The sequence below is a fragment of the Salinibacterium sp. 10G20-15 genome (assembly GCF_057365065.1).
Window position 1 is genome coordinate 1,023,540 of sequence record NZ_CP195118.1, and the last position, 25,985, is coordinate 1,049,524.

General features: G+C 63.1%; 29 protein-coding genes. 10 read left to right on the forward strand and 19 right to left on the reverse strand.

Annotation, left to right across the window (positions count from 1 at the left end):
• Positions 1-18 precede the first annotated feature (18 nt).
• The gene (locus tag ACR3YK_RS04845) at positions 19-426 is read left to right on the forward strand and encodes a DUF1304 domain-containing protein (protein WP_486176087.1); all 408 of its coding nucleotides are present in this window, start codon (positions 19-21) and stop codon (positions 424-426) included.
• 59 nt (positions 427-485) lie between these two features.
• Here ACR3YK_RS04845 and ACR3YK_RS04850 read toward each other — a convergent pair whose 3' ends face one another.
• The 11 genes from ACR3YK_RS04850 to hemE all read right to left on the reverse strand — a co-directional run bounded on the left by ACR3YK_RS04850 (position 486) and on the right by hemE (position 10,088).
• A complete protein-coding gene (locus tag ACR3YK_RS04850; protein WP_486176088.1) occupies positions 486-1,238 on the reverse strand; it encodes a uroporphyrinogen-III synthase in 753 nt (250 codons plus the stop codon).
• A 43-nt stretch (positions 1,239-1,281) separates the two neighbouring features.
• Positions 1,282-1,527 (reverse strand): DUF3618 domain-containing protein, encoded by a 246-nt coding sequence (locus tag ACR3YK_RS04855; protein ID WP_486176089.1) that lies wholly within the window; start codon positions 1,525-1,527, stop codon positions 1,282-1,284.
• Entirely contained in the window at positions 1,527-1,943 is a 417-nt protein-coding gene (locus ACR3YK_RS04860; protein WP_486176090.1) for a phage holin family protein, read from the reverse strand. Before ACR3YK_RS04860 ends, ACR3YK_RS04855 begins: the two co-directional genes overlap by 1 nt.
• 8 nt (positions 1,944-1,951) lie before the next feature.
• A complete protein-coding gene (locus tag ACR3YK_RS04865; RefSeq protein ID WP_486176091.1) occupies positions 1,952-2,326 on the reverse strand; it encodes a YtxH domain-containing protein in 375 nt (124 codons plus the stop codon).
• 175 nt (positions 2,327-2,501) lie between these two features.
• The gene (hemL, locus tag ACR3YK_RS04870) at positions 2,502-3,899 is read right to left on the reverse strand and encodes a glutamate-1-semialdehyde 2,1-aminomutase (protein ID WP_486176092.1); all 1,398 of its coding nucleotides are present in this window, start codon (positions 3,897-3,899) and stop codon (positions 2,502-2,504) included.
• A complete protein-coding gene (gene hemB, locus ACR3YK_RS04875; RefSeq protein ID WP_486176371.1) occupies positions 3,884-4,840 on the reverse strand; it encodes a porphobilinogen synthase in 957 nt (318 codons plus the stop codon). The genes hemL and hemB overlap by 16 nt, the downstream gene beginning before the upstream one ends.
• A 35-nt stretch (positions 4,841-4,875) precedes the next feature.
• Entirely contained in the window at positions 4,876-5,790 is a 915-nt protein-coding gene (hemC, locus tag ACR3YK_RS04880; protein WP_486176093.1) for a hydroxymethylbilane synthase, read from the reverse strand.
• Positions 5,787-6,956, reverse strand: coding sequence for a ferrochelatase (locus ACR3YK_RS04885; RefSeq protein WP_486176094.1), 1,170 nt, complete (start codon positions 6,954-6,956; stop codon positions 5,787-5,789). The genes hemC and ACR3YK_RS04885 overlap by 4 nt, the downstream gene beginning before the upstream one ends.
• Positions 6,953-7,633 (reverse strand): hydrogen peroxide-dependent heme synthase, encoded by a 681-nt coding sequence (hemQ, locus tag ACR3YK_RS04890; protein ID WP_100387724.1) that lies wholly within the window; start codon positions 7,631-7,633, stop codon positions 6,953-6,955. The genes ACR3YK_RS04885 and hemQ overlap by 4 nt, the downstream gene beginning before the upstream one ends.
• 57 nt (positions 7,634-7,690) lie before the next feature.
• Positions 7,691-9,025: a protoporphyrinogen/coproporphyrinogen oxidase gene (locus ACR3YK_RS04895; protein WP_486176095.1), complete on the reverse strand. Its 1,335-nt coding sequence runs from the start codon at positions 9,023-9,025 to the stop codon at positions 7,691-7,693.
• 4 nt (positions 9,026-9,029) lie between these two features.
• Entirely contained in the window at positions 9,030-10,088 is a 1,059-nt protein-coding gene (hemE, locus tag ACR3YK_RS04900) for a uroporphyrinogen decarboxylase (protein WP_486176096.1), read from the reverse strand.
• A 17-nt stretch (positions 10,089-10,105) separates the two neighbouring features.
• Between hemE and ACR3YK_RS04905 the strand changes: the two genes are divergently transcribed.
• From ACR3YK_RS04905 to ACR3YK_RS04930, 6 genes are all read left to right on the forward strand, one after another.
• Positions 10,106-11,341 carry a glutamyl-tRNA reductase gene (locus ACR3YK_RS04905; RefSeq protein ID WP_486176097.1) on the forward strand — a complete coding sequence of 412 codons (1,236 nt, stop codon included), beginning with the start codon at positions 10,106-10,108 and terminating at the stop codon, positions 11,339-11,341.
• Between the two features lie 131 nt (positions 11,342-11,472).
• The gene (locus ACR3YK_RS04910) at positions 11,473-11,925 is read left to right on the forward strand and encodes a GNAT family N-acetyltransferase (protein ID WP_486176098.1); all 453 of its coding nucleotides are present in this window, start codon (positions 11,473-11,475) and stop codon (positions 11,923-11,925) included.
• Between the two features lie 281 nt (positions 11,926-12,206).
• The gene (locus ACR3YK_RS04915) at positions 12,207-12,770 is read left to right on the forward strand and encodes a GTP-binding protein (protein WP_486176099.1); all 564 of its coding nucleotides are present in this window, start codon (positions 12,207-12,209) and stop codon (positions 12,768-12,770) included.
• The gene (locus ACR3YK_RS04920) at positions 12,770-13,186 is read left to right on the forward strand and encodes a roadblock/LC7 domain-containing protein (RefSeq protein ID WP_486176100.1); all 417 of its coding nucleotides are present in this window, start codon (positions 12,770-12,772) and stop codon (positions 13,184-13,186) included. Before ACR3YK_RS04915 ends, ACR3YK_RS04920 begins: the two co-directional genes overlap by 1 nt.
• A gap of 51 nt (positions 13,187-13,237) precedes the next feature.
• Positions 13,238-13,597, forward strand: coding sequence for a hypothetical protein (locus tag ACR3YK_RS04925; RefSeq protein ID WP_486176101.1), 360 nt, complete (start codon positions 13,238-13,240; stop codon positions 13,595-13,597).
• Between the two features lie 68 nt (positions 13,598-13,665).
• Positions 13,666-14,655, forward strand: coding sequence for a DUF2510 domain-containing protein (locus ACR3YK_RS04930; RefSeq protein WP_486176102.1), 990 nt, complete (start codon positions 13,666-13,668; stop codon positions 14,653-14,655).
• A gap of 69 nt (positions 14,656-14,724) precedes the next feature.
• Here ACR3YK_RS04930 and ACR3YK_RS04935 read toward each other — a convergent pair whose 3' ends face one another.
• Together ACR3YK_RS04935 and ACR3YK_RS04940 are read right to left on the reverse strand one after the other, a co-directional pair.
• Positions 14,725-15,639 (reverse strand): serine hydrolase, encoded by a 915-nt coding sequence (locus ACR3YK_RS04935; protein WP_486176372.1) that lies wholly within the window; start codon positions 15,637-15,639, stop codon positions 14,725-14,727.
• Positions 15,633-17,600 (reverse strand): M13 family metallopeptidase, encoded by a 1,968-nt coding sequence (locus tag ACR3YK_RS04940; RefSeq protein ID WP_486176103.1) that lies wholly within the window; start codon positions 17,598-17,600, stop codon positions 15,633-15,635. The genes ACR3YK_RS04935 and ACR3YK_RS04940 overlap by 7 nt, the downstream gene beginning before the upstream one ends.
• Before the next feature lie 75 nt (positions 17,601-17,675).
• Here ACR3YK_RS04940 and ACR3YK_RS04945 point away from each other — a divergent pair, with 75 nt between their 5' ends.
• The 3 genes from ACR3YK_RS04945 to ACR3YK_RS04955 are packed head-to-tail and all read left to right on the forward strand — an operon-like array spanning position 17,676 to position 20,555.
• Positions 17,676-19,100 (forward strand): MFS transporter, encoded by a 1,425-nt coding sequence (locus ACR3YK_RS04945; protein WP_486176104.1) that lies wholly within the window; start codon positions 17,676-17,678, stop codon positions 19,098-19,100.
• Positions 19,101-19,147: 47 nt separating this feature from the next.
• On the forward strand, positions 19,148-19,843 hold the full coding sequence (nucS, locus tag ACR3YK_RS04950) for an endonuclease NucS (protein ID WP_486176105.1): 696 nt from the start codon (positions 19,148-19,150) through the stop codon (positions 19,841-19,843).
• Between the two features lie 49 nt (positions 19,844-19,892).
• Positions 19,893-20,555 carry an HAD hydrolase-like protein gene (locus ACR3YK_RS04955; protein ID WP_486176106.1) on the forward strand — a complete coding sequence of 221 codons (663 nt, stop codon included), beginning with the start codon at positions 19,893-19,895 and terminating at the stop codon, positions 20,553-20,555.
• Between the two features lie 27 nt (positions 20,556-20,582).
• Here the strand turns inward: ACR3YK_RS04955 and ACR3YK_RS04960 are convergent, their stop codons facing one another.
• The 6 genes from ACR3YK_RS04960 to ACR3YK_RS04985 form a co-directional block, all read right to left on the reverse strand.
• Complete coding sequence (locus ACR3YK_RS04960) at positions 20,583-21,692, reverse strand: FtsX-like permease family protein (protein WP_486176107.1); 1,110 nt, start codon at positions 21,690-21,692, stop codon at positions 20,583-20,585.
• On the reverse strand, positions 21,689-22,333 hold the full coding sequence (locus tag ACR3YK_RS04965) for an ABC transporter ATP-binding protein (RefSeq protein WP_486176108.1): 645 nt from the start codon (positions 22,331-22,333) through the stop codon (positions 21,689-21,691). Before ACR3YK_RS04965 ends, ACR3YK_RS04960 begins: the two co-directional genes overlap by 4 nt.
• 4 nt (positions 22,334-22,337) lie before the next feature.
• On the reverse strand, positions 22,338-23,432 hold the full coding sequence (locus tag ACR3YK_RS04970) for a peptidoglycan-binding protein (protein WP_486176109.1): 1,095 nt from the start codon (positions 23,430-23,432) through the stop codon (positions 22,338-22,340).
• A gap of 70 nt (positions 23,433-23,502) precedes the next feature.
• A complete protein-coding gene (locus ACR3YK_RS04975) occupies positions 23,503-24,033 on the reverse strand; it encodes a hypothetical protein (protein ID WP_486176110.1) in 531 nt (176 codons plus the stop codon).
• A 284-nt stretch (positions 24,034-24,317) separates the two neighbouring features.
• Complete coding sequence (locus ACR3YK_RS04980) at positions 24,318-25,457, reverse strand: NAD(P)/FAD-dependent oxidoreductase (protein ID WP_486176111.1); 1,140 nt, start codon at positions 25,455-25,457, stop codon at positions 24,318-24,320.
• Positions 25,454-25,984: an isoprenylcysteine carboxyl methyltransferase family protein gene (locus ACR3YK_RS04985; RefSeq protein WP_486176112.1), complete on the reverse strand. Its 531-nt coding sequence runs from the start codon at positions 25,982-25,984 to the stop codon at positions 25,454-25,456. The genes ACR3YK_RS04980 and ACR3YK_RS04985 overlap by 4 nt, the downstream gene beginning before the upstream one ends.
• Position 25,985 lies beyond the last annotated feature (1 nt).

The window sequence follows — 25,985 nt, forward strand, 5'->3', positions numbered from 1 at the left end:
TGTGCCATGCTTTTGGGCATGAACAGTCTTTTCGCCATTATCGGATCAGCCTTTGTCTTTCTCGCCGCCCTTGTTCACCTCATGATCTTCTTCATGGAGAGCGTGCTGTTTCACACTCCCCGCGTGCAACAGATTTTCGGCGTGCGGGCCCAAGACGTGGATGCCGTCAAGCCGTGGGCCTATAACCAGGGCTTTTACAACGTCTTTCTCGCACTCGGCGCCGGAACCGGCTTGGTGCTCATGGGCACCATCAGCATGTGGCCAGCGGGCATTGCACTCGCGATGTTTGCCGCGCTCAGCATGCTTCTCGCGGCCGTAGTCTTGATCACCTCGCAGCCTAAGCGGATGGCTCGCGCCGCCGTCATCCAGGGCGTACCGCCGCTGCTCGGAATTATCTGCCTCGTCTTAGCGCTCAACCTCGGCTAACTAGCCACCCTCGCGCTGAACACCGCGAACTTTGGCTGCTGGCGGAACTCACCACTCCGCTAGCGGTCGAGGTACTCCGCGAGGGTGTCGACAAGGGATTCGCTTGAGCGGTCTTCGGCAATGACGTGCACCGTGAGTCCCGCATCCCGAGCATCGAAGGCAGTTCGTGGCCCGATGCACGCAACGATCGTTTCGTCGGGCAGCGGCGCCAGCTGCTGAGCGACCTGCCGAGCCACCGATCCCGAACTCACCAGAATCGCTGAGATTCGTCCGGAGGCGACGTCGTCTCGCACAGAGTCCGCGACAGGAATTCCCACGGTGCTGTAGGCCGCTACCGCCACAACCTCATGGCCGAGAGCTCCGAGCCCATCGACGAGAGTGGTGTCGGCAAGATTGGATTGGGGCGCGAGTACACGCAACCCCGAACGAGAATCAGGCCACTCCTTAACGAGACCACGACCCGAGTTATCGAGCTCGGGGACGAAGTCGACGCGATGCCCGGCGAGAGTGAGGGCACTGGCAGTGGTCTCTCCCACCGCGGCAATTTTGGTGTTCTCCGGAATCTTCACGCCACTCACGGTCAACACATCGACCGTTGTCGCGCTCGTGACCGCGATCCAATCGAACTGTCCATCGTTGAGCTCATGGAACGCATTAGCGAGCGCGGGGATGTTCTCCGATGGCGCGAAATTGATGAGCGGAGCGATCACGGGAACTGCTGAGTGACCCCTCAGCAATGCCGCGACGCTGTCGCCCCAATTGCCGCCACGTGGAACAAGCACGCGCAAACCATCGAGTGCTTTGCTTGCCATGCTCTCTATACTCCACCTGTTGGGGAGTAAGACGCTAATCGAGCTAGTCGTCGTCGCTCAGAATCGCCCAGGCGACTACGGCAACAACCGAGACTGCGGCCGCTGCAGCGCCGATAATCCAGGGAAGTGGATTGGTCTCGTACGAGGTGCGAACGCGGGTTGCGACCTCGTCAACGCGCTTACCCACGTTGAACTTATCTTCGATCGCATCGAGCGTTGCTTCAAGTTCTGCACGAGCCTGCTCGAGCTTGTCACTCGTGTTCTCTGACATATCGGTACTTTCAGACATTATGACCTCCGCTTTCGAGTGCCCTTGATGGCACGAACGTCGCTCTTAATACTTTCGATCGTCTCAGTAGGAGCGGGCGGGGTGCCCTTCTTCACGAGAGCAACACCCACCAGTACGAGAATCGCTACGATCACCAGCAGAATGCCGGCGACGATGAGCGCTGCCGCCCAGGCAGGAACTACTTCAGCAAAGCCAAGTACTGCCGCAGCGATGAGTACCATGAGGGCGAAGAGCGCGAAGAACGCCGCCCCCGCAAACAATCCGATACCGATGCCGGCATGCTTGAGCTTGCCGACCATTTCGCTCTTGAGCGATTCAATTTCGCCGCGAACGAGTTCGCCCAAGAGACGCGGAACGTCTGCAACGAGAGCAGCGAGCGAACGCTTCGGGTCTGACTTCGGTGTGTCACCGTTCATGGCAGCCCCTATTTCGAGTTAGTGGACTTCGTCGTTGATGTCGATGACGAAGACTTCTTGGCGGCAGGCTTCTTGCTTGAGGAGCCGCTGGACGACGTCGAGGACTCCGACGCTGTGGCGCGTGACGAAGAGTTGCTGCTGTTGCTCTTGCTGCTCGCAACCTGCTTAACAACCTTCTTGGCGCCGTCTGCGAGGAACTCCGCAACATCCGGGGCCTTGTCTTTTACAAAGTCTTCAGCGTGGTGGCGCTGCTCCGCAATGCGGGGATCGTTCCACAGCTTGTTGGCGGTGGCTTTGATCTTTTCGTACTTTTCGCGGCCAGCGCGGGTGCCCAGCACGTAGCCGATGCCGAGTCCTACTACTAGGAGGATCTTGCCCTTCATGGTGAACTCCGTTTCTTGTTGGCGGTTGGTTATTCCAACATACTCGCGATAGCTGCAGCCCGTGGTCAGGGTTTTCTGGTATCGCAGGTAGCCAGTTTGGAGCATATTCTCAGATAGGCATAGCCCTAACGCGAGAACTCACACAGAGTTTGCAGTTCTGTTGCTGCGCGTTGTTCTACTCGGGAGCGGATGCCGCGGCGGCAGCCTTTGCGGCGGCGGGCAGTGCTTCGACAATCTTCGACACCACGCCATCGTCGTGGGCTGCCGACACAAACCATGCTTCGAAAACGCTCGGAGGTAGCGAAACTCCCGACTCCAGCATGGAGTGGAAGAACGGTGAGTAACGGTAGCCCTGCTGCGCCTTCACGTCAGTGAAGTTGAGGGGCGCTTCGGGCGCGAACACGAACGAAAACAGGTTGCCTGCGTGCTGCACAACGTGCTCAACGCCCTCGGCGGAGAGTGCGGCAGAGGTTTCAGTCGAGAGCGTTTCGGCAACTTGGTTCAGCCGGGAGTACACGGCGTCGTCAGCGAGCCGCAGCGTAGCGAGACCCGCTGCGACGGCGACGGGGTTTCCGCTCAGGGTGCCTGCTTGGTAAACGGGGCCGAGGGGAGCCAGCAACTCCATGATGCGGGCCGAACCGCCCAAGGCGGCCAACGGCATCCCGCCACCAATGACCTTGCCAAAGGTGACGAGGTCGGGAACCCAACGCGCCTCAGGCGCGTCAGGGTTCGCGACCGCCGCGGCACGCGCATCCAAGCCCCAGTAGCCGGCGGGGTCGACACGGAAGCCCGTGAGAACTTCGTCGCTGATCGCGAGGGCGCCGTGCTCGTGGGCGATGCGCACCACGGTTTCGTTGAAGCCGGGCTGCGGGGCGAGAACGCCCATGTTCGCGGCGGCGGCTTCGAAGATGACACCGGCGATGTCGTGGCCGTGTTCGGCGAAGACCTGCTCAAGAGCGGCAACGTTGTTGTACTCGATCACGAGCGTTTGAGCTGCGGTCTCGGCGGTGACTCCGGCAGAGCCGGGCATCGAGAGCGTGGCAAGACCCGAACCAGCTTCAGCCAAGAGTCCGTCGGAGTGACCGTGGTAGTGACCGGCGAACTTTACGAGCAGGCGGCGACCGGTGGCACCGCGAGCCAGACGGATGGCCGTCATGGTCGCTTCGGTGCCGGTGGAAACGAGACGCAAGCGCTCGATCGGGCTCACTCCCCCGACGCTAATGCGGGCACGCACGAGTTCGGCGAGCTCGGTCTCGGCGGGAGTGGATGCTCCAAAGCCGAGGCCGCGCGACGCCGCCTGCTGAACGGCGTCAATCACTTCAGGATGAGCGTGACCGAGGATGGCGGGGCCCCAGGAGTTGACGAGGTCGATGTACGACCGACCCTCAACATCCGTTACGTACGAGCCGGAGGCCTTCACATAGAAGCGGGGCGTTCCGCCGACGGAACCGAAGGCACGCACGGGCGAGTTCACGCCGCCCGGCAGCACGCCGCGAGCGCGGTCGAACGACTGCTGGTTGGTGGCGGGGGCGGGCGGGGTGTTGGACGTGGTGTCGCTCATCGGCGTAGCCATTCTGCAAGTTCGGTTGCGTAGTAGGTGAGCACCGCTTCGGCGCCCGCCCTCTGGATGCTGAGTACTGATTCTTCGATAGCGCGGCGGCGGTCGATCCAGCCGTTCGCTGCGGCGGCCTCGATCATCGCGTATTCGCCGGAGACTTGGTAGGCCCACACCGGCACGCTGCTGATGGCGCTGGCGTCGGCCAGCACGTCGAGGAAGCTCATGGCGGGCTTGACCATCACGACGTCGGCGCCTTCGTCGATGTCGAGTTCGACTTCGCGGATGCCTTCGCGGCGGTTGGCCGGGTTCTGTTGGTAGGCGCGGCGGTCGCCCTCAAGCGAGGACTGCACGGCTTCACGGAACGGGCCGTAGAAAGCCGAGGCGTACTTGGCGGCGTAACCGAGCAAGGGGGTGTCGGTGTGCCCGGCGGCGTCGAGCGCGTCGCGCACTTCGGCGACTTGGCCGTCCATCATGCCGCTGAGGCCCAGCAGTTGTGAGCCGGCTTCGGCCTGAGCTACGCCCATTTCGCGGTAGCGCTCGAGAGAGGCGTCGTTGTCGACGACGAGCTCGGTCGCACCGGTCACGGGATGAGTGCGCTCACGCAGCACACCGCAGTGGCCGTGATCGGTGAATTCGTCAAGGCAGAGATCGGTCTGCACCACGAGGGCGTCACCGGCCTCAGCGACAGCCGCGCGCGCAGCGACGTTGAGGATTCCGTTCGGGTCAATGGCACCCGAGCCTTCGGCATCCTTGTTCTCAGGAACACCGAACAGCATGACGCCACCGACGCCCAGCTCGGCGGCTTCGGCAATCGCACGGCGCATCGAATCGAGAGAGTGCTGCTGCACGCCCGGCATCGAACTAATCGGCACCGGTTCGCTCAGCCCTTCGCGCACGAACATCGGCAAGATGAGCTGGCCCGGGTGAGTGCGGTTTTCGGCGACCAGGCGACGCATCGCCGGGCTCGACCGCAAACGGCGGGGGCGGATGATCACGCCCGCGCTCCCGTGAGATCCCCGGCGCCCTGCGACAGTAGTTCGTCGGCGACCCGCTGTGCTGCCTCGCGCGCCGGGTCTTCGACGTCATTGACGTACAGCGCGTGCGAGCTGGTGAGGTAGCGCGAGCCATCGAGGGCGTAGACCCGGGCATCCAAGAACAGGAGGCCGTCGTCGATCACGGCGTGCGCTCCGAGGGGAGCCGAGCATCCGGCGTCGAGAAGGGCCAGAACGTAGCGTTCGGCCTCGGTCTTGGTGCGGCTGGGCTTGTGGTCGAGAACCCTGACGAGCTTCTCGTCACCGTCGCGAACCTCGATGGCGAGGGCACCCTGACCGGGAGCGGTGGGCCAGCCCGAAAGTCCGAGGTATTCGGTGATGGCGGCCGCACGACCGGCGCGGGCGAGGCCGGCGGCGGCGAGGATAACGGCATCCAACTCACCGTTCGTCACCTTGTCGAGACGCGAATCGATGTTGCCGCGAATGTCGACAACTTCAAGGTCGGGGCGACGCGAACGCAGTTGCGCTTGACGTCGCGGCGAACCGGTGCCGACGCGAGCGCCAGCCGGAAGAGTGTCGAGGGTGAGCTCATCGCGAGCACACAGCACGTCACGCTCGTCGGCGCGCTTGGGCACCGCCGCAATCGTGAGGCCAGGCACATTGGCGGTCGGCAAGTCTTTCAACGAGTGAACGACAACGTCGCACTCCCCGGCGAGCAGTGCTTCGCGAAGCGCGTTCGCGAACACACCCTGGCCACCGATAGTGGAGAGCGACTCGGTTGAGCGGTCGCCCTGAGTGGAGATCGGGATGATCTCCGTCTCGACGCCGGTCTTGCTTTCGAGCTGGCGAGCCACCGTGGTGGTCTGCGCCATGGCGAGAGTGCTTCCTCGCGTGCCAATTCGGATGACGGTCACGGTGCTACCCCCGCGGCTGCGGGCTTAAAGCCGAGCCGCACATTCTCACAGCACCCGGGACGACACACGTCGTACCAGGGGCCGAGCTTGGTCAGTGCGGGGCGATCTGCCACCGGCACTCCGTCCCGACGCTCCAACACGAGGTCAACAAGACCCGTGACGAACGCCGGATGCACGCCAGGCGTCGGAACGCGGACGGCAAACATGTTGTGCCCTCCCGCCGTTTCGAGCGCCTCCGTGTCGAGATCCCACTTCACTTCCATGTGGTCGGAGATGAAGCCGACCGGAACGATAACGACCGCTTCGATTCCATCGGCGGCGAGCGCATCAATCGCATCATTGATGTCGGGCTCGAGCCACGGCATCGAGGGCGGGCCACTGCGCGACTGGTACACGAGGCTGTGGGCCGGAAGCGGAGCCTCGGGCGAATCAACAGCCTGCGCTGCCATGACAACTTCGGAGACAGCGAGGTGCTGCGCGGCGTACGCGCCGCCTTCGCCAAAGCCACGCGACTCGGGGCCGCTCTTGGCGGCATCCGTCGAGGGGATGGAGTGAGTGACGAAAAGTACGTGCGTCTTTTCGGGAGCGATGCCCTGAGCAGCAACCTTCGCGAGGCCGTCGCGAACACCGTCGATGAACGGCTGAACGAAACCGGGGTGATCGAAGAACTGGCGAACCTTGTCGATCTGAATCGTGCCTTCGAGACCGGTCTGCTCGAGCGCGATCGCGTAATCTTCGCGGTACTGGCGGCAGCTGGAGTACGAGCTGTAGGCGCTCGTGCCGACGGCAATCAGCTTCTTGTAGCCGCGTTCGTTGGCCTCGGTGAGCGCATCGCTCAAGTAGGGATTCCAGTTACGGTTTCCCCACAGCACCGGCAAATCGATACCGCGGCGAGCAAGCTCTGCTTCGAGAGCGGCCTTCAGCTCGCGGTTCTGGTCGTTGATGGGGCTGACGCCACCAAAGGCGCGGTAGTGATGCGCCACCTCTTCGAGACGCTCTTCGGGGATGCCGCGGCCGCGCGTGACGTTGCGCAAGAACGGGATGACATCGTCTTGACCCTCGGGTCCGCCGAAGCTGGCGAGCAGAATGGCGTCGTAGGCCACCGCTTCTTCAACGTGTTCGGGGCCGGATGCTGCGGCATCCGTTGCTCCCAGAATGCGAGTCACGACAGCACCTCGGCAATCTCGTCGAGCGTGATGCGTCGGCCCGTGTAGAACGGGACCTCTTCGCGCACGTGCATGCGGGCATCCGTTTGACGCAGGTGACGCATGAGGTCGACAAGGTCAACGAGTTCGGGGGCTTCGAGCGCGAGCATCCACTCGTAGTCGCCGAGCGCGAAGCTGGCGACGGTGTTGGCGAGAACCTGCGGCATCTCGGACCCCTTGATGCCGTGGTCGCGCAACATCTTGCTGCGCTCGGCGTCGGGGAGCAAGTACCACTCGTAGCTGCGCACGAAGGGGTAAATGGTCAGCCACGCTTCGGGCTCCTTGCCGCGCATAAACGCGGGCATGTGGCTCTTCGAGAACTCGGCGTCGCGGTGCACACCCATGGCGTTCCACGTGGGGAGCAAGGAGGCGAGCGGCTCGCTGCGGCGCAATTCACGCAGCGCCCACTGGATGTCTTCGGGATTGTTGCCGTGCAGCCAGATCATGAGGTCGGCATCGGCACGCATTCCCGACACATCGTAGAAGCCACGAACGGTGACTCCACGGGCTTCGACCGCAGCAACGGCGGGAGCGAGATCGCCGGCGGCAGCGGGACGGTGCGGATCGCGACGGAACACCGCCCACAGGGTGTATCCCAAAACTTCGGCGGGCTTCTCGACGTCAGTCATGTCTTCCATTCTCTCCCCTGCCTTCTGGGCAAACGGGGAGAATACCTGTGAGTTAGGCGAACCTAACTAGCTTACCTCTTTGCTTGCGGTGGTCGGCCCATCGCCGGTCGCGGCACCCTCGTCGCCGGCCGCGGCATCCTCGTCATCAGCGGCGCCATCGGCCGCGAGCGCCAGAAGCCGATCCGCCGCAGCGTTCGCGTGCGTAACGATGCCGGCCAGCCCGGTGCCTCCGACGGTTTCGCCGACAACCACCACACCATCCGTGCGTTCAGCGGGGGCCAGCGGTGCGGGGCGAGTCCACTCGCGACGAGCGAAATCAACGACGGCCTCGACGGGAAGCGAGACGCCCAAGAGAACTTCGGCATCGCGGCGAGCAACCTCGGCAAAGTCACCGGCGGGCACTTCGTTGTACGAGAGGCGCACCACGTGACGACCCTCCGCCTGTTCCTTGAGCCACTGCCACTTCGCCGTGGCGTGTGTGAGTGCACGAGCAGAGACCTTCGTGCAGCCGGGCGCAACGAGCACTCCCGAGCCGCGGGGTTCGGCATCCAACTCCGGCGCATCGAGCACGAGAGTCGCGAGCGTGACCGTGCGACCACGAACCGGCGCGAGGATGCCGGGAGCAGCCACGATCACCGTGCCGTCGAGATCGGCGAGCGCCTCAACACTCTCGATGCGGCGTTCGAACTCAACGGCGACGCCGTACGTCGTGAGGTCGGCCGCGAGCTCGGTAACCAGTCGGTTGATGCCACCCCGGATGCCCTGAACCGCTGTTCCGGCCGGCATCGCGTGGCGCATCGAGCGCACCGCTGCCGCCAACGAACCGTGCAGCGCGAGGCGCTCCTTGAGGGTGGCGACGCGCTCGAGCGGCAAGTCGTTGGGGTGCAGCGAGTACACGCCGTGCACGACGGGAGCGACGAGCTTCTCCACGACGGCCTTGCCCATGCGGCGACGCACGAGCGCGCCAAGAGAAACGTCGGTGCGCTTGCCGAACCACGGAATCAGCGAATCGAGTTGAGCGCGAAAAGCGCCGCCCAGGCCAATTACCGCGATGGTGTCTTTGTCGAGCGGCGTCGCCGGAATGCCGAGAATGCCGGTGGCGGGCAACGGCAGGGCCGGGCCATCCACGGGCTGTAGCCACGCACCCTCGTCGCCCGGCGACACAATGTCATCGCCCAGACCCAGCTCGCGAGCGAGGTCGGCAACAGTATTGCCGCGGGTGGCGAAGCTTTCGGCTCCGGCATCCAGGTTGAGGCCGCCAACAAGGTGGGATGCCACGGTGCCGCCCAGATGATCGCTCGCCTCAATGAGACGCACGGTCCGTCCCGCCATAGCGAGGCGACGCGCCACAACGAGTCCGGCAATGCCGCCGCCAACGACGGTGAATTCTGTCGTGCTCACGGCACTAACCTTCCTGGTGAACGAGCTCCACGATCTTGGTGAGCACATCCGGATCGGTGTCGGGGCCAACGCCGTGGCCAAGGTTTACGACGTGCGAAGGAGCAACGCGGCCGCGGCTCATGACGTCGCGCACGTGTGCTTCGAGCACATGCCAGGGGGCGCCAAGAAGAGCGGGGTCAATGTTGCCCTGCAGCGGAACGCCGCCACCGAGGCGACGGTCGGCCTCGTCGAGCGGGATACGCCAGTCGACGCCCATGACGTCGGCGCCGACCGAGTGCATGGCCTGCAGCACTTCGCCGCTGCCGACACCGAAGTGAACTTTGGGTACGTCGTAGCCGCGCAAGTGCGAAAGCGCGCGCTTGGAGTGTGGGGCAACCCGGCGCACGTACTGCTGCTCTGAGAGCGAACCGACCCACGAGTCGAAGAGCTGAGCTGCCGAAGCGCCCGCCTCGATCTGGGCCTTCAAGAATTCGCCCGCAATGTCTGCACACCAGTTGAGCAGCGTGGCCCAGGTCTGCGGGTCGGAGTACATGAGCGTGCGAGCACGCTGCTGGTCCTTGCTCGGGCCACCCTCGACCATGTACGACGCGAGAGTGAAGGGGGCTCCAGCGAAGCCAATGAGCGGAGTCGTGCCCAACTGAGCAACGGTTTGCGCGACAGCTTCCCGGATGGGCGCGAATGCCGCAGGGTCGATGGGGTGCAGCGTGGCGACATCCGCCGCTGTGCGAATCGGGTTCGCGAAGACGGGCCCGCGGCCAGGAACGATCTCTACCTCAACTCCGGCGAGCTTGGCCGGAATCACGATGTCGCTAAAGAAGATGGCGGCGTCGACGTGGTGGCGACGCACGGGCTGCATCGTGATCTCGCTCGCGAGGTCGGGCGTGAGGCACGCCTCCAGCATCTCGTTGCCTTCACGCAGTTTGCGGTACTCGGGAAGCGAGCGGCCGGCTTGGCGCATAAACCAGACGGGGGTGGTTTCGGGGCGATCACCGCGGTAGGCCCGGATGATAGGCGAGTTAGCTGTGCGGCCGTCGAGAAGAGGATGGTCAGAATTCAAAGTCACGGGGTTAACATTAGGTTGTGCTCCTGTGTCTTAGCTCGAATCATCGCAACGCGAGCTTAGACGTACTCGAAAGTCTGTCTGAGGTCGCCGCTGCGGCTACTAACGACCTCGTTTCGACCAACGATTTCGTTGCCGGAGCCGTTCTCGTTGCCACCTGCAACCGCTTCGAGGCCTACCTCGACGTCGAAGAACCCCTCACTGCTGGTTCGGCCATCACCGTGTGTTCGCTGCTCGAATCGCTGAGTGAGCGCACCGGCCTCAGCGTCGACACCCTCCACTCCTCCATCGCCGTTCATGAGGGCGCGGATGCCGCAGCTCATCTCTTTGCGGTGACCTCTGGTCTTGAGTCCGTCGTGATCGGTGAAGCTGAAATCTCTGGCCAGGTCAGCCGAGCTCTCGATCAGGCTCGCAAGGATGGCACCACTACCCGCGACCTCGAGCGCCTCTTTCAGCGCGCAACGCACACGAGTCGCGGCATCAAGAACAACACCGCCATCGGCGGGGCAGGCAAGTCCCTCGTGCGCCTTGCGCTCGAACTGGCCTCAAGCCGCGTTGCCGACTGGTCGACCGCGAGCGTTCTTGTCGTGGGCACCGGCCGCTACGCCGTCACCACCGTCAACGCGCTGCGCGACAAGGGCGCCCTCGATCTGCGCGTCTTCTCGCCATCGGGCCGCGACGCTGCGTTCGCCCTCAAGCACGGCCTCACCCCCAGCGAAGACTTCGACGTTGATGTCATCGTCACGTGTACCGCGAGCGCCGTTCTCGGCACCGAACGATTCTCGGCCGCCCGCAAGTGCCTCGTGCTCGACCTCGGCCTCCCCCGCAACGTTGACCCCGCCGTGGGCCAGCTCGACGGCGTTGACCTGCTCGACCTCGAAACCATCAGCCTGCACGCACCACTCGAAGAACTGAACGCGCATGCGGATGCTCGCGACCTAGTTCGCACGGCCGCCCACGAATTCGCTGCCGAAAGCCAGGCGGAACCAGCCATCGTTGCGCTTCGCAAGCACCACTTCGCTCTCCTTGAGGCGGAAATTGCTCGCGCCACCGCCCGCGGAGCCGGCGACGAAACCATCTCCGCGCTGCGCCACCTCGGCGGAGTGCTGCTGCACGGCCCGTCTGTGCGTGCTCGCGAGTTTGCGGCTGAAGGCCGCGTGGCGGAGTTCGATGCTGCGCTCTCGGCGCTGTACAACATCCCGGTAGAGCGTTCGACTACGTCGGCGGATGCTCGCGCTCGACCACACTCGGCCTAACCGACTCCCCTCACTACCCACAACGACGAGGGTCTCCGCTGAGACCGTATGACTCGCTCGCTCCGATCGCCACCGAAGCTCTCGCCGTCACCAACGACTACCTGCAGCTGGCCATTGACCTGCTGGATGCCGTGCCTCCGGAGGCCGTGCAAAGCACGGCGGCCACTGATGCCAACGGCTCTGCGGCCGCCACCACTACCTCAGCCTCCGCCTCCCCCGGAGCCACGACCGAACCGCCCTCAGAGCGCCGCACCGTGATGATCGGCACACTGTATTTCAAGCTCACCAACGCCGAGCAGTCCACCGCAGAAATCGGCTGGGCCCTGCATCCGAATTTTCAGGGCAAGGGCTATGCCCGGGAGGCAGCATCCGCACTCCTCGATGCGGCTTTCGGCGAGATGGAGCTGCACCGAGTGACCGCGCTTCTCGACCCGCGCAACGGCGACTCCATCCGGTTGTGCGAGGCCCTGGGCATGCGGCGAGAGGCTCACTTTGTGGAAGACCTGTGGTTCCGCGGCGCCTGGGAAGACACCTACAGTTACGGAATTCTGGCTCGCGAATGGGCCTCGCGCTCACGCCGCTGAACAGGAACAGGATGGCGCGGAGCCTCCCAACTCTCCGTAAAGATGCCTGAGAAGCTCGCGTTTTTGCGAGAAAAACTTACACCCATTTACGGGGACAGACAGAACGTTCTGGTGCAGTTTTCCGGGGGTCGTGTCACCATGTCCCCCAAGTGGGGACTCGCGCATGGTGGCATCGCCTACGAGTCTGAATACAGCGCCAGTACAACCCGACTCGTACCGCCGCTATCTAGGCGCATCGTTTTGGCGCCTCTCACCGCACTCCAACCAACCGAAGTGGATCTATGTCTGAGCATGTCGTTTTGTTCGCTGGCCCGATGGGCTCCGGCAAGACGACCGCCATTCGCAGCCTGAGTGAGATCGACGTGGTGTCCACCGAGGCTACCAACACTGATCGCGACACCGCAGATAAAGAGACCACTACCGTTGCTCTCGACTACGGCGAGATCACGATCGACGACACCACGAAGGTGCGACTCTACGGAGTTCCGGGGCAAAAGCGTTTCGATTTCATGTGGTCAATTTTGGCTGGCCGCGCGCGCGGTCTGCTGCTGCTGATCAACAACGATGCACCCGACGCCGTCGACCTGCTCGTGGAGTATCTCAGCGACTTCCGCGAACTTCATGAGCGCGGCGCCGTCATCGTCGGCGTTACGAAGTCCGATGTTGCCTCCACTCCGACAGTCGCCGAGTACTCGGCCGCTCTCACGGCTGCCGTTCCCGAACAACTCATTCCCGTGTTCACCGTCGACCCCCGCAACGCTGAAGAGATGCGCACCCTTCTCTTGAGTTTGGTTGCCAGCGTCGAGATGCGTGAACTGCTCGCACCCGCACCGGAAAAGATCTGATGAACCAGCCACTTGCGCCCGCACCCGTTCCATCGCACCTCAACCCTGTCCACATTGAGGCAGGCCACCGTACGCTCGCTGAAATGCAAGACCTCGCGAGCTCACTCACTTTCGCGGCAATGCTCACCGACGACGGTTTCGAGATCGTTCACCTCAATGGTGCTCACACCGACGGCGGGCGCTTTGCCAGCATGTCCAGCTCGGTTCAGGCCCTCAGCGACGCTGTCGCCCACGAACTGAAAATTGGCGCGAACGAGTACGTGATCATCGCGTCTGAACTCGGCCACGTCATCCAGCTGCGCGTACAGGGTCACCCCATCGTGCTCGCCGCACTATTCGACACTCACGAAACTTTGGGCAAAGGCCTTTCGATCGCGCGCATCGCCGCGCGACGGATGGCCGAGCTCATCGCGTAACCACGCACAACTCGAAGTAACACCAACCCGACACCATAAACGGAGAACACAATGTCAAACATCACCGAAACCCTCACCGCTCTTCTCGACACCGATGGCGCCATGGCAGCCGCCGTGGTCGACAGTGGCTCGGGCATGCTCCTCGGAAGCGCTGGCAGTGGCATCGACCTCGATGCCGCAGCAGCCGGCAACACCGAGGTAGTGCGCGCCAAGCTCAAGACCATGAAGGCGCTGGGGCTCAACGACACCATCGATGACATCCTCATCACGCTGTCGAGCCAGTACCACATCATCCGCCCGCTGGCGTCGAACCCCGAGGTCTTCATCTACTTCGTGCTCGACAAGGCGAAGTCGAACCTGGCTCTCGCTCGCATCAACGCCAAGAGCGCCGACACGAGCTTGAGCCTCTAAATAACTTCAACTGTGGCGGTCACTGAATGTGACCGCCACAGTGGGCTCATCACCCAGAAAGATTCACTATGACCGACGGCACCGACGTTCCCGCAGGGTGGTATCGCGACCCGCTGGGTGGCGAACACCTCCGCTGGTGGGACTCACGTTCGTGGACCGAGCACATCGCGCAACTCGATAGCTCACCACAACCGCCCACGTCATCGGTGAACAGCACGACCGATTCCTTCACTACCGCATCGACTGCGCGCGAGCCCGAAGTCATGATCATTCACCCCTCGTCGAGCAAGCGCAGCACGCGCGGCACACGCGCTGGATCATCGTCGTCTGCAGCAGTCGGCGGTACGGGTTCGGATGACAACGGGACCGTTCTTGAGGAACCTACGCGCGCCAGCATCAAAGCGGCGGCCGCGGCCGCCGCCGCCAAGGAACCGGGTAAATCGGGTTTCTCCGACATTGCACTGACAGTGGAGACCTGGAACAAGCTCAACCGTGCCATCACCGATGCGGTCAACTCACCCACCGAGCCTCTCGTTGAGTTGCGCTTCTCCGATGCCCCCACGTTGGTCATCGATCCCCGTGGTTGCGCCTACTGGTGGGCAGATTCTCTCGACAACCTTGCAACGGCATCCGCCGACGGGGACGTCGAGACCGTTCCCCGCCCGCTCGGTATTCATCAGGATGAGGCTGGCCGCGACTGGGAACCCCTCGTCTGGTTGATCGGCACACACGCCCAACCCGACTCTTTCGACCCACTGAGCCTCTCGGGCGCGCGCTTCAAACTGCGACGCTGGCCGAACCTCACGACGCTGAGCCATACGACTGAGCAAATGGGTATGACAGCCATGCTCGGTGCCGCGTACCTCACCGTCACCGAACTCGCCTCGTTGGCCAAAGTCGAAGTAGATGAGGCTCGCCGCCTCATTTCCACATTCGAGCTCATGGGCCTGTTGACCCACACCGTCGACACCATTGCCGACGAGGCTCGCCAGCCCCTGGCTGCTCGGCCCGCGAAAGAGGGAATTTTCTCTCGCTTGAAGTCCCGCTTCAGCCGCTAACTACTCCCCACGGGCAGAGTTGCGCGGGCCGCGGTGCAGGCCCCACGCCCCTTAGTGCACATACTCCCCTTAGTGCACGTACTCCATGAGATCGAGTCCGAACGTGCGGAGCGCTTCGATCACTTGCAGGCGAGAGTGCATGCTCTTGTCATCAAACTGGATGGATGCCGCGTAGGCCACCGCACGCTTGTTGCCTCGCAGCGCTCCGGCTTCCGCTCGCACGCCTCGGTCGATGCCGGTCTTGTTCACCAGCAGAGTGTTGTGGTCGGCACCACGATGAGCCAAAGGATCAAGCCCGAACGCGCTCGACACGAGTGACAAGTCAGTGTTGAGCGAGAGCCAGCCAAGCACGCGTTGACTCGCAATGGAGTTCACGATTTCGCCGCGCGCAAGGGCGCCGAACAACCAGCTGAGTTCCACGGCGGATCCGACAGAAAGCTGAGGAGCATCGTCGGGGCCGCGGGTGTCACGCACGAGATCGAGCAGGGCCGTTTTGGTCAGGCCGAGGGATTCGGTGCGCGCCCGCACGGCATCCAGCCCAATCAGTCGAAGCAGAATGTTCGTTGCGAGATTGTCGCTGGTGGCGCCCACGAGGGCAGCGAGGTCAGCGACCGGCAGTGATGGCGCCTGCAAGTGTTGCCACAGACCGGCGGCACCGACGGATGCCCCGAGGACCTTGTCGAGAATGCCGTAGGGTGCAAAGTCGCTGCTGTCGAAGCGCGCCGAGACTTCGATCAAGAGCAGGATCTTGCCGATGCTGGCCGTGGGCAGTGCGACACGGTCGTCGATGCTGAGAACGGTGCGACCACTGTTGATGTCGACGGCGCTGGCAGACACGCGAACGCTGCGATCAGCGAGCTTCAGCTTTCCAAGCGCGGCAAAGGTGCTGGTGAAGTTGGGCTCTTCGCCAGCTCCGGCGTGCTTCGCAACTCGGGGGGTGCGAATGCGACTCCGGCGTTCTCGGGTTTGCTCGATCTCTACCAAATAGTGACGCGATCTTTCGGGTCCAGCCACAACGAATCGGATTTCGTCACACCAAATGTCTCATAGAACGCATCGATATTGCGAACAATTTGGTTGCATCGAAATTCGTTCGGCGAGTGCGGGTCGATCGCGAGCAGTCGAATGACCTCTTCGTCGCGCCCTTTCTGCTGCCAGGACTGTGCCCACGACATGAAGAATCGCTGCGCACCAGTGAGGCCGTCGATAACGGGCGCTTCGGCTCCATCGAGTGAGATTTGGTAGGCCTTCCAGGCGATCATGAGACCGCCGAGGTCGCCAATGTTCTCGCCGATCGTGAGCGAACCATTCACGTGGTGCTCAGGAACCTGAGCCGGCGCGAGCGCGTTGTACTGGTCGATCAGCGACTTCGTGCGCTCTTCGAATGCGGCCTTGTCTTCGGGAGTCCACCAGTCAATCAAACGACCATCGCCGTCGTACTTGGCACCCTGGTCGTCAAAGCCGTGACCGATCTCGTGGCCAATGACGGCACCGATCGCACCGTAGTTAGCGGCGTCATCCCGCGACTCGTCAAAGAACGGGTACTGCAGAATCGCTGCGGGGAACACGATCTCGTTGAAGCCGGGGTTGTAGTACGCGTTGATCGTCTGCGGAGTCATGAACCACTCGTCGCGGTCGAGCTCTTTGCCGATCTTGCCGAGTTCGCGCTGGAACTCGAATTCGTTGGCGGCGCGCACGTTGCCGGCGAGGTCATCCGCACTGATCTCAAGCGTGGAGTAGTCGCGCCACTTTTCGGGGAAACCGATCTTGGGAGTGAACTTCTCAAGTTTCTCGAGCGCACGCTGCTGCGTGGTTGGCGTCATCCATTCGAGGCCGTTGATCGACTGGCGGTATGCCTCGACCAGGTTGGCGACAAGAACGTCCATGGCCGACTTGGCGGTCGGCGGGAAGTGGCGCTCAACATAAATCTTGCCGACGGCTTCGCCGAGCACGCCCTCGACGAGGGAGACGCCGCGCTTCCAGCGTGCACGCAGTTGGGGCGTGCCCGAAAGGGTGCGACCGTAGAAGTCGAAGTTGGCCTCTACAAAATCACCGGACAAGTACGCAGCGTTATTGCGGATGACCTGCCACGACAGCCAGTCCCGCCACGCCTGCAGGTGGTCGTCGCTCAAGATCGCCTCAAGCCCCTCCACGAAGCTGGGCTGGCGCACAACGACCTCATCGAAGGAGTGGGCCGGAACATCGATGGCGTCGAGCCAGACGTTCAAGTCAATGGCACCCGTGAGCTCGTTGGCAGCCTGCCACGTCATCGGGTTGTAGGTCTTTTCGCTGTCGCGGTTGGCGACGTTATCCCAGTGCTTCGACGCGATCTCGGTCTCGAGAGCGACGATGCGAGCGGCGCGCTCGGCGGGAGCATCGAGACCGGCGAGCGTGAGCATCCGCTCGATGAAGGTTTCGTACTTGGTCAGAATCTCAGCGAACTTCTCGTCGCGGTAGTACGACTCATCGGGAAGGCCAAGGCCGCCCTGCTCGAGGAAGACGAGGTAGCGCTCGGGGTTGCCGGGATCGTTGTCGACGAAGAGCTGGAAGAAGCCGCTCGTGCCACCGCGTTCGAGGCGACCGAGGGTGCTGAGCAGAGTCGGGATGGAATCGACGGCAGCCGCCTCAGCGAGCGGCGCGGCGATCGGGGCTGCCCCAAGCTCGTCGGCGCGAGCTTCGTCGAGGAAGCTCGCGTAAAGATCGCCCACCTTGCGCGCTTCAGTGCCGGGCTCTGCCGATTGCGACTCGATGATGATGTCACGGACAGCCTCCTCGGCCTCCTCGGCAAGAACCATGAACGAGCCATAGCGGGCCTTGTCGGAAGGGATCTCGGTGCGGTCTATCCACGCGCCATTCACATGACGATAGAGGTCGTCTTGAGGGCGCACCGTCTCATCAAGATCGTTAACGGCAATTCCGGAGGACAATGACGATTCGGCACTCATGCACCCCAGCCTAGAGCGTTCTTCATAGGCGCACGCTGCAAATTTCAGACCCGTGGATAGCCCTACACTTAACTGATGACAGCCTCTGACTCGGCCGCCACACCACCATCCCTCCCCCACGGTCTCACCAACCGCAACGTGCTTTCATGGCGCAACGCGATCGCCACCCTCTTCGCACTCGCTGGCTTCTCTTTCTCCAGCTGGGTGGGCCGCATCCCGACGGTGCGAGACACCTTCGATGCCAGTCATTCGGAGATTGGCATCCTGCTCTTTGGGCTCGCTATTGGGTCTCTTTTGGGGCTCGTCGTTGCAGGCAAGCTTGTGGAACGGTTCGGCGCCAAGATTGTCGTGCGGGCGTGCGTAGTGCTCTTCGTGGCGTCACTCGCTGCCACTGCAATCATCATCGGAGTGTTCGGCAGCTTCTTCGGTGCGGTGATTTCCCTCGCCGTGTTTGGGCTCGCGTTCAGCACCTACGACGTCGCCATCAACCTGTCGGGCACAGCGAACGAACGGCTCCTCGGCCGCTCAAGCATGCCGACCCTGCACGGTTTTTACAGCCTCGGCACAATGGCCGGCGCAGGATTCGGCGCAGCGGCGGAAGCCCTCCACGTTCCCCTCGCCACTCACCTCGTGATCGTGTCGGCGATCGTGCTGATCACCGCACTCGTCGTTTCCGCGTTCATCCTGCCCGAACGCCTCGCAGACCCACCGCCCAACACCGTCGAGATGAAGATCGCCGCGGGAGAGTTGACCGTCCCGAAGCTCAAGAGCGTCTGGCTTGAACCCCGCACCGTCCTGATCGGCATCATCGTGCTGGGCATGGCCTTTGCCGAAGGCTCGGCGATCGACTGGCTAGCTCTCGCCATGGTTGACGGCTACGAAATCTCCAACGCCTTCGGCACTCTGATCTTCGGTATCTTCGTGACGGCAATGACGGCAACTCGCTTCTTTGGTGTTCGCGCCCTCGACCGCTTCGGTCGCGTTCCCGTGCTGCGGGCATCCGCTGGCCTGGCCGCTGCTGGCCTCTTGCTCGTCATTTTCTCGCCGGCGGTCTGGCTCGCCGTCATCGGCACCGCGCTCTGGGGCGCTGGTGCTGCACTCGGTTTCCCCGTCGGCATCTCCGCCGCTGCGGATGACCCCAAGCGCGCCACTGCGCGCGTCACCGCCGTGGCAACCATCGCCTACGCCTCGACTCTGATCGGGCCGCCGATGATCGGCGTTCTCAGTGACCAGGTCGGCGTGCTGCACGCGCTGTTGCTGATTGTGGTTCTCGCGATCATCTCTGGACTGCTCTCGCCCTACGCCCGCGAGCTGGCAGGCCGCCACGCGTACCCGTACGTCGACTTCTCGTCGCCGGGTCCGACATCCGCTGCCGTCACGATGGCGACCACCGAGATGCACTTCGTCATCACGCCCGAGCAAATCGAAGAAGCGCAGCGCGAGAACGCACGTCGCGGCCTCGGCAAGTTCAAGCGCAAGCGCAAGCGCCCCAGCAAATAACGCGGCATCAAATAGCACCACCTGTCGCACACCGTTAGGCTCATCGGGTGCGACTTGTCATAGCCAAATGCTCCGTTGATTACGCCGGACGACTCAGTGCCCACCTGCCCCTCGCGACGCGACTGCTGTTGCTGAAGGCCGACGGCAGTGTGCTCGTGCACTCCGATGCGCTCTCCTACAAGCCGCTCAACTGGATGAGCCCGCCCTGCGTGCTTTCCACCCTTGAACCCGAAGCCGAGCAGTCGGATGCCGGAGTCACCGAGATCTGGAAAGTCGCCCACACCAAGTCGGCCGACATGCTCATCGTCTCGATTCACGAAATCCTGCACGACTCAAGCCACGAACTGGGCGTCGACCCCGGACTGCAAAAGGATGGCGTCGAGGCCCACCTGCAGAAGTTACTGGCTGAGCACATCGACATTTTGGGTGACGGCTACCGTCTCGTGCGCCGCGAATACATGACCGCTATTGGGCCGGTCGACATTCTCGCCACCGACGAGAAGGGCGCGAGCGTTGCCGTGGAGCTCAAGCGCCGCGGCGATATCGATGGCGTGGAGCAGCTGACGCGCTACCTCGAGCTGATGAACCGCGACCCGCTGCTGGCTCCCGTCACTGGCGTGTTTGCCGCCCAGGAAATCAAGCCACAGGCACGCACGCTCGCGAAGGACCGGGGCATCCGCTGTGTGCTGTTGGACTACGACGAGATGCGCGGCCTCGACGACCCCAACATGCGCCTGTTCTAGTCTTCAGGCGTTGTTTTAGTGTTCAGGCACACGGCCTAGGCTGGTAGCGATGGCTACTAATTGGACTTGCATTCTCGTTGACCTTGACGGCACGATCGCTGACTCGGCGCCCGGAATTACGGCGTCGCTCGCGTACATGTTTGAGGAAATGGGCTACCCCGTGCCCTCCGCTGACGAGCTGCGCGCGTACGTTGGCCCGCCCATTGTTGACTCGTTCCGCGACCGCGCCGGGTTCACTCCCGTTGAAGCAGCGCAGGCACTCTCGATCTACCGCCGCCACTACATGGAGGGCAACAGCGCCAACGGAAGCGACATCTTCCCCGGCATGCCCGAGGTGCTGAAGACGCTGCACGCGACCGGCATCCCGCTGTCGCTGGCGACCTCGAAGCCCGAGTTTCCGGCATCCGTAATCTTGGATCACGCGAACCTCACGCAGTACTTCCGCGTAATGGCAGGTGCCTCGATCGACGAGATTCGTAGCGCCAAGAAGGATGTCGTGGCCGAGGCCATCACACGCCTCAAGATGATCGGGGCCGACGTGAGCAACCCGGTGATGATCGGTGACCGCTTCTACGACATCGAGGGCGCTGCCGAGCACAACATCCCCACGATTTATGTCGACTGGGGTTACGGCAACCCCGGCGAATCCGAGGGATCGCTCGCGGTCGTCTCGAAGGCTGAAGAGTTGCTGCCGCTGCTGCTTCCTAGCTAGCGGGCGAGAATGTGACGACCCGCGCTCTTAGGGAACCCGAAGCTCCTTAAGGGGGTCGCGGCGTGCGGCGGCCAGCGCCGGAATGAGCGCAGCAATGAGCCCGGTGACGATCGCCAAGATGGCTACCGCGAGGAAGAAGTTCAACCCCGGTAGCGGGTCACCGCTCAATTGCAGTCCAATCGCCGCGGCGACACTTCCGATGGTCGCGCCGATGCTGCTCAGAACTGCTACCTGTGTGAGGAGCAGCCCCACGATGAGCCCTTGGGAGGCTCCCAACGCGCGACGGCGGCCAAAGTCTTTTCGACGCAACATCACGAGCCCGTACAGAATTGCGGCAGCAAGCACTGCCGTTAACGCGAAGACCACGAGCACCAGGTTGCGGCCGAAACTGCCGAGCTGACCCTGCACTAGCGACCGCAACTCCGCCAAAGATTCACTCGTGGCAATGGTCACTTTGGTCGGGTCATCCACCGCGAGCACTGAGCGAACAGCCGCAGCAATCGGCGCAACGAGGTCTGGGCGCTCCGCAATCACGACGAGAACACTGACGTCCGCCGGCGCCGCCCCCGACTCCTGCTGCTGAGGCACGACAACGAGCGGTTCGAGAAAGGCGAGATAGTCGGGCACTGTGATGCGACCCGTGATCGCATAGTCGGCACCGCTGGAGGAAACTACTCCCCCGGTCTCGTCCGGCATCCCTAACTGTTCGAGCGCCATTTCTGACGCCAAGGCCGACACGTCGCTCAGCGGCAGCGCTCCAGTCAATGCCTGAATATCGTCACCGTAGGCCAGCCGCACCGGCACCGGCGGGCCATCCAGAATCGCAGCGTTGTGAACGTCGAGCGCTCCCCCGAAGGCACCCGCCCACGCGATGCCGTCCACGTTGGCTAGGCGCTCGAGAACGGAGGAGTTCAGACCGGCACCGCTCTCGGCACGCACCACCACAGCGCGAGTTCCCGTGGAATCGATGGTGCCAAGAACGGCCTGCTCGGCACCGACAGTGCGCCCCGTTGTCAGCAAGACGGTCGCGCACATTCCGGCGATCATGATGATCGTGACAACGGAGGCGACGGGCTGGCTGCGTGCCGTCGCAGTCCCCTCACGCAGGATGGCGAGCATCCGCCGCAGGGCACTCATAGTTGGATCACCCTGTCGCAGCGAGCAACGAGCGCAGGGTCGTGGGTGGCAACAACAACTGTGCCGCCGTGCGCCGCCTGCGCCCTCATCGCGTCGACGACGATGGTCGCCGAGTCGGGATCCAGGTTTCCGGTGGGTTCGTCAGCGAGCAGGATGCGAGGGTTGTTGAGCAGTGCCCGGCAGAGAGCAATGCGTTGAGCTTGCCCTCCCGATACCTGTCCTGGAGTGTGGTGCGCCCGCAGGTTGACGCCGAACTGAGACATCAGTTCAAGCGCGCGGCGCTGCGCGGTATCGCGTGGCTCGCCGCGGTAGAGAGCAGTCTCGATCACGTTATCGAGCACTGTGCGAGTCGCGTCGAGGGCGGCATCCTGAAACACGAAGCCGAAAAGGGTTGCCCGCAGGCGGGCGCGCTGGGCATCCGGCAGGCGCGTTGACTCGACGCCATCGAGCAGCACGTCCCCGGCGCCCGGTTTAAGCATGAGCCCGAGGAGGTAGAGCAGCGTTGACTTGCCTCGGCCCGAGGGCCCAGTGAGGGCGACGACTTCTCCGGCTGAGAAGGTGGCATCCCAGTCGGTGAGGATGGGCGTGTTTCGGTTGTAACCGAAAGTGATTCCGCGTGCTTCGAGCAGCTCGTGGGGCACGGCGCTACTCTCCAGACGTCGGGACCCGCACGCGCGTTCCCGCTGGCACGCCTTCGATCACAGACATGCCACGAGCGCTCGTGACGACGGTGACGTCATGGGCAACGGCCTCGGAGTCGATCACGCTGATGGTGCCGTCAGCGCCACTGAGCAATGCAGCCGAGGGAACGACAAGTCCGCTGACGGTCTCAACGGTGACAATGCGAGATGACAGCAGCGTTTGTCCCGTCACCGGGATCGTGGAGCATTCGTCGCCGCAAATGACACTGTCATCAGGGCCCGCGAGAATGATCGTGGTCTCCCCCGACTCCGAGGTTTCGCGATCGACAACGACCGCATCCCACACCGCGTCGCCGTTCGTGATTTCTACCCGGGTGCCGTTAGGCATGAGTGAGGACTGTGATTCGGTAACCGGAATTTCAAAAGTAGGCGCCGGGGGTAAGCCCTTCACGACGGCTTCGCCCCCGCTGAGACTTGCGCCGCGTTTGACCACGTCGGTGTCGAGCGCAAGGCGCGAGGGCAGCGAGGGGACAAAAACGAGATCGCCCGACTGCACGACTCCATCGCGCTCAAGGCCAAGGCTTTCTTGCCAGGCTCGAACAGCCCAGTAGGTGGCGTAATCGAACTCTCCATCGGGCGTCCACTCATAGAAACCGAGGTCGGACAGCATTGTCTGCAACTGCTTCACATCTGCGCCCTCTGCCCACAGTTCGAGAGAGCGGAACGCGGGGATCGATCCCTGGGCGACGACGACGGGCCGCAAGTTCACCGTGTAGAGGATGCTGCCCTGCTTCGCTTCATCGCCAGCCGCAATTGCCACACTCGTGACTGTTCCGGAGGCCTGATTGCTTCCCACCGGAACAGGCGTCCATTCAGCAACGGTGTTCAGGTTGATGCTCGATCCGACCTCACCGTCGACAACCTCGACAAAGGTGAACGCCGTTGAATCAAGTACATCCTTCGCCGGGGTGAGAACAGTGGATGCCGCCCAGCCCACACCGGCGCCCACGAGAAGCACAACGAAGCCGAGAGCCAACGCGGGCACGATGCGGCGCCGCGGTTTTTCGTAGAGGCTCAGTTCCGTCGACGAATCTGTCATTGTGAGGCACTTTCAATTTGAAGGAGTATTGAAAGAATACCTATGTTGCGCCGGCTGGTGCAGTGTGCGATCACCCGAAGAGGCCCTCGGGGTTCTGGGGACACTGCTCATTCAACGCCAACCACTCCGATACACCTGTTGCACTGGCGTACGGGGTCCACGAGCCTGCGCTGTAGGTTTCGAGGAACTTTTGGCGGCTGGGAGGTTCCTCAACAGTGATTCCTTCCGCAGTGAGGCAGTCGGTGAGGTCACCGGTGTAGTAGTCGTAAAGGTAATTGAGCTGCGCATCGCTGAACGGCACGGTATAGCGCGGGTCCATGGGGTACTTGATACTGCACGCGTACATCGCCACTGCATAGGGTTCCTTCTGAGCATCGGTCAATGTACCGCCTACGCCCTCATCCACCACATTGGTCTCAAACCCTTCCTCGTTCAGGCATTTGCTCATCACGTGGGGCCATTCCTTCAACGACACCAAGGCGACCTGCGATACTGTCGGCACGGAAGCATCCGGGTAAGAGACACGAAGTTCGGCGAGCAGGCGCTCATTCTCTTGCTCTACCGCGGCCATCGCTTCCTCCGGCGAAAGCGAAGACTCCACAGGCCCACCATTCCCGCCGAGGATCGAGCAGCCTCCCAGAGTCAGAACACCGACAAGGAGCAGAGAGGCCAACTTCGATACGTGATGCACGTTTTCCTCCTCGATTGAGAGCTGAACTGCACTCTCCCGCTGAGATTAGTTGCCGGGTGAGACCCAAGCAATGCAATTCAGCACATTTAGAGAGTATTAGTCGATTTTGGTGGGCGCGTAGCGCGCGGCATGCCCTCAGTCTCCGGAAGATGGCGTACTCAGCGGATGACGATCGCACGCGCTATCGCGCAGATTCAGCGCGCCAAACTCTCCACCACGCGGCCGTAAACGCGCGGCAGTCGCGCGGCGAAGGGCACGATGGCTCGGCGCAGCGGTGAGTTCGCCGCCGCCACAAGCCCGGTGGTGAGCATCCGAAAGTCGCGGGTCACTCGCCGCCATTCGCGCTCGTACCGTTCGGGTTCACCAGCAATGATGCACTCGATCGCGGCGCGCGCTTCCGCCAGCCCTAAGCGGATGCCCTCCCCCGTGATCGCATCGACGTAACCGGCGGCATCGCCCACGAGCAGCACTCGGCCCGCTCGCTGCCCGGTCGTGTTCTGCAATAGCGGACCAGCTCCCCGCACGCTCGACGCGGGAGTCGCGCCGCGCAGTCGTGCGGCGAGCGCCGGCACACTCGCCAGCGCCTCCTCGAACGACGTTCCGCGCGGACCCAGCACCGCAACGCCCACTTCGGTATCGCTCACCGGCGTGACATACAACTCCGCGGTCGGCGCCCAATGCACCTCCACAAGATCAGTCCACGGAGCAACCTCAAAGTGCTGCCGGATGCCGAACCGCCGAGAATCACGTCGCCTCACGCGGCGAGGGCGCGCGGCCAAGCCAACCAGCTCACGCACCGTGGAGTGCAGACCATCGCAACCGAGCATCCACCGCCCCTCGATGGTGCGACCGTCAGCGAGGTGCGCGGATACCGCGCCGCCAGGCTGCTCATCGTCGCCAGGCTGCTCAATCGCCTCAACCTTGCCGTGCTTAAACTCGACACCGAGCTCAACCGCGCGTTCGCTGAGCGCCCGGTGCAGTTCGGTGCGACGGACGCCGAGCGCAGCATCCGAAGCGAATCGGTGCTCGGCGGTGCGGGTGCCGTCTTGATAGCTGATGCCGGCGATCCTGCGCCCGTGCGGGTGAACCCCGAGGGCGGCGAGTTCGGTGACGGCTCCGGGCATGACTCCTTCGCCGCAGGCTTTGTCGATGGTGCCGGTGCGGGGTTCGATCACGAGCACGGTGAGGCCGTGCGTCCGCGCGTTGATGGCGGCAGCGAGACCGATCGGCCCACCACCGACGACGACTACGTCGACGACCGGCGAAACGCTCGGTTCTGCCACAACATCATCGGCCGCACCTGCAGCGACCGCATCCTCGCCCGCCGCACTCATGGCGTCAGTTCGCGCAGCGCCCGGTTTTCGGTCGGGATGCGGAACGCCAACAGCAGCACCGCATTCAGCACGGTGAAGACGATCGCGGTGACCCAGGCGGTGTGCACGAGCGGCAACGCGATGCCCTCGATCGCGACAACCAGGTAGTTGGGATGCGGCAGCCACGTCAGCTTGTACGGTCCGCGGTTCTGCACGCGGCCGGCCCCGGGCACCACGACTACGCGCGTGTTCCACTGGGCGCCGAGCGAGTTGATGATCCAGTAGCGCGCCGCTTGGCAGAGCAGGGTGATCACGAGCATCGGGATTCCGAGCCACAACAGGAAGGGGCGATCGGCGACGATCACTTCGACAACGCAGGCGATCAGCAAGCCGGTATGCAGGGCCACCATCCACGGAAAGTGCTTCTGACCATACTCACGACCGCCACGCTCGAACGCCGCAGCAGCGTTGCGCTTGGAGATGCGCAGCTCATAGAGACGCTCCATGCTCGTGCCCACGATGAGGGCGATATAGGCAATGACGGTCATG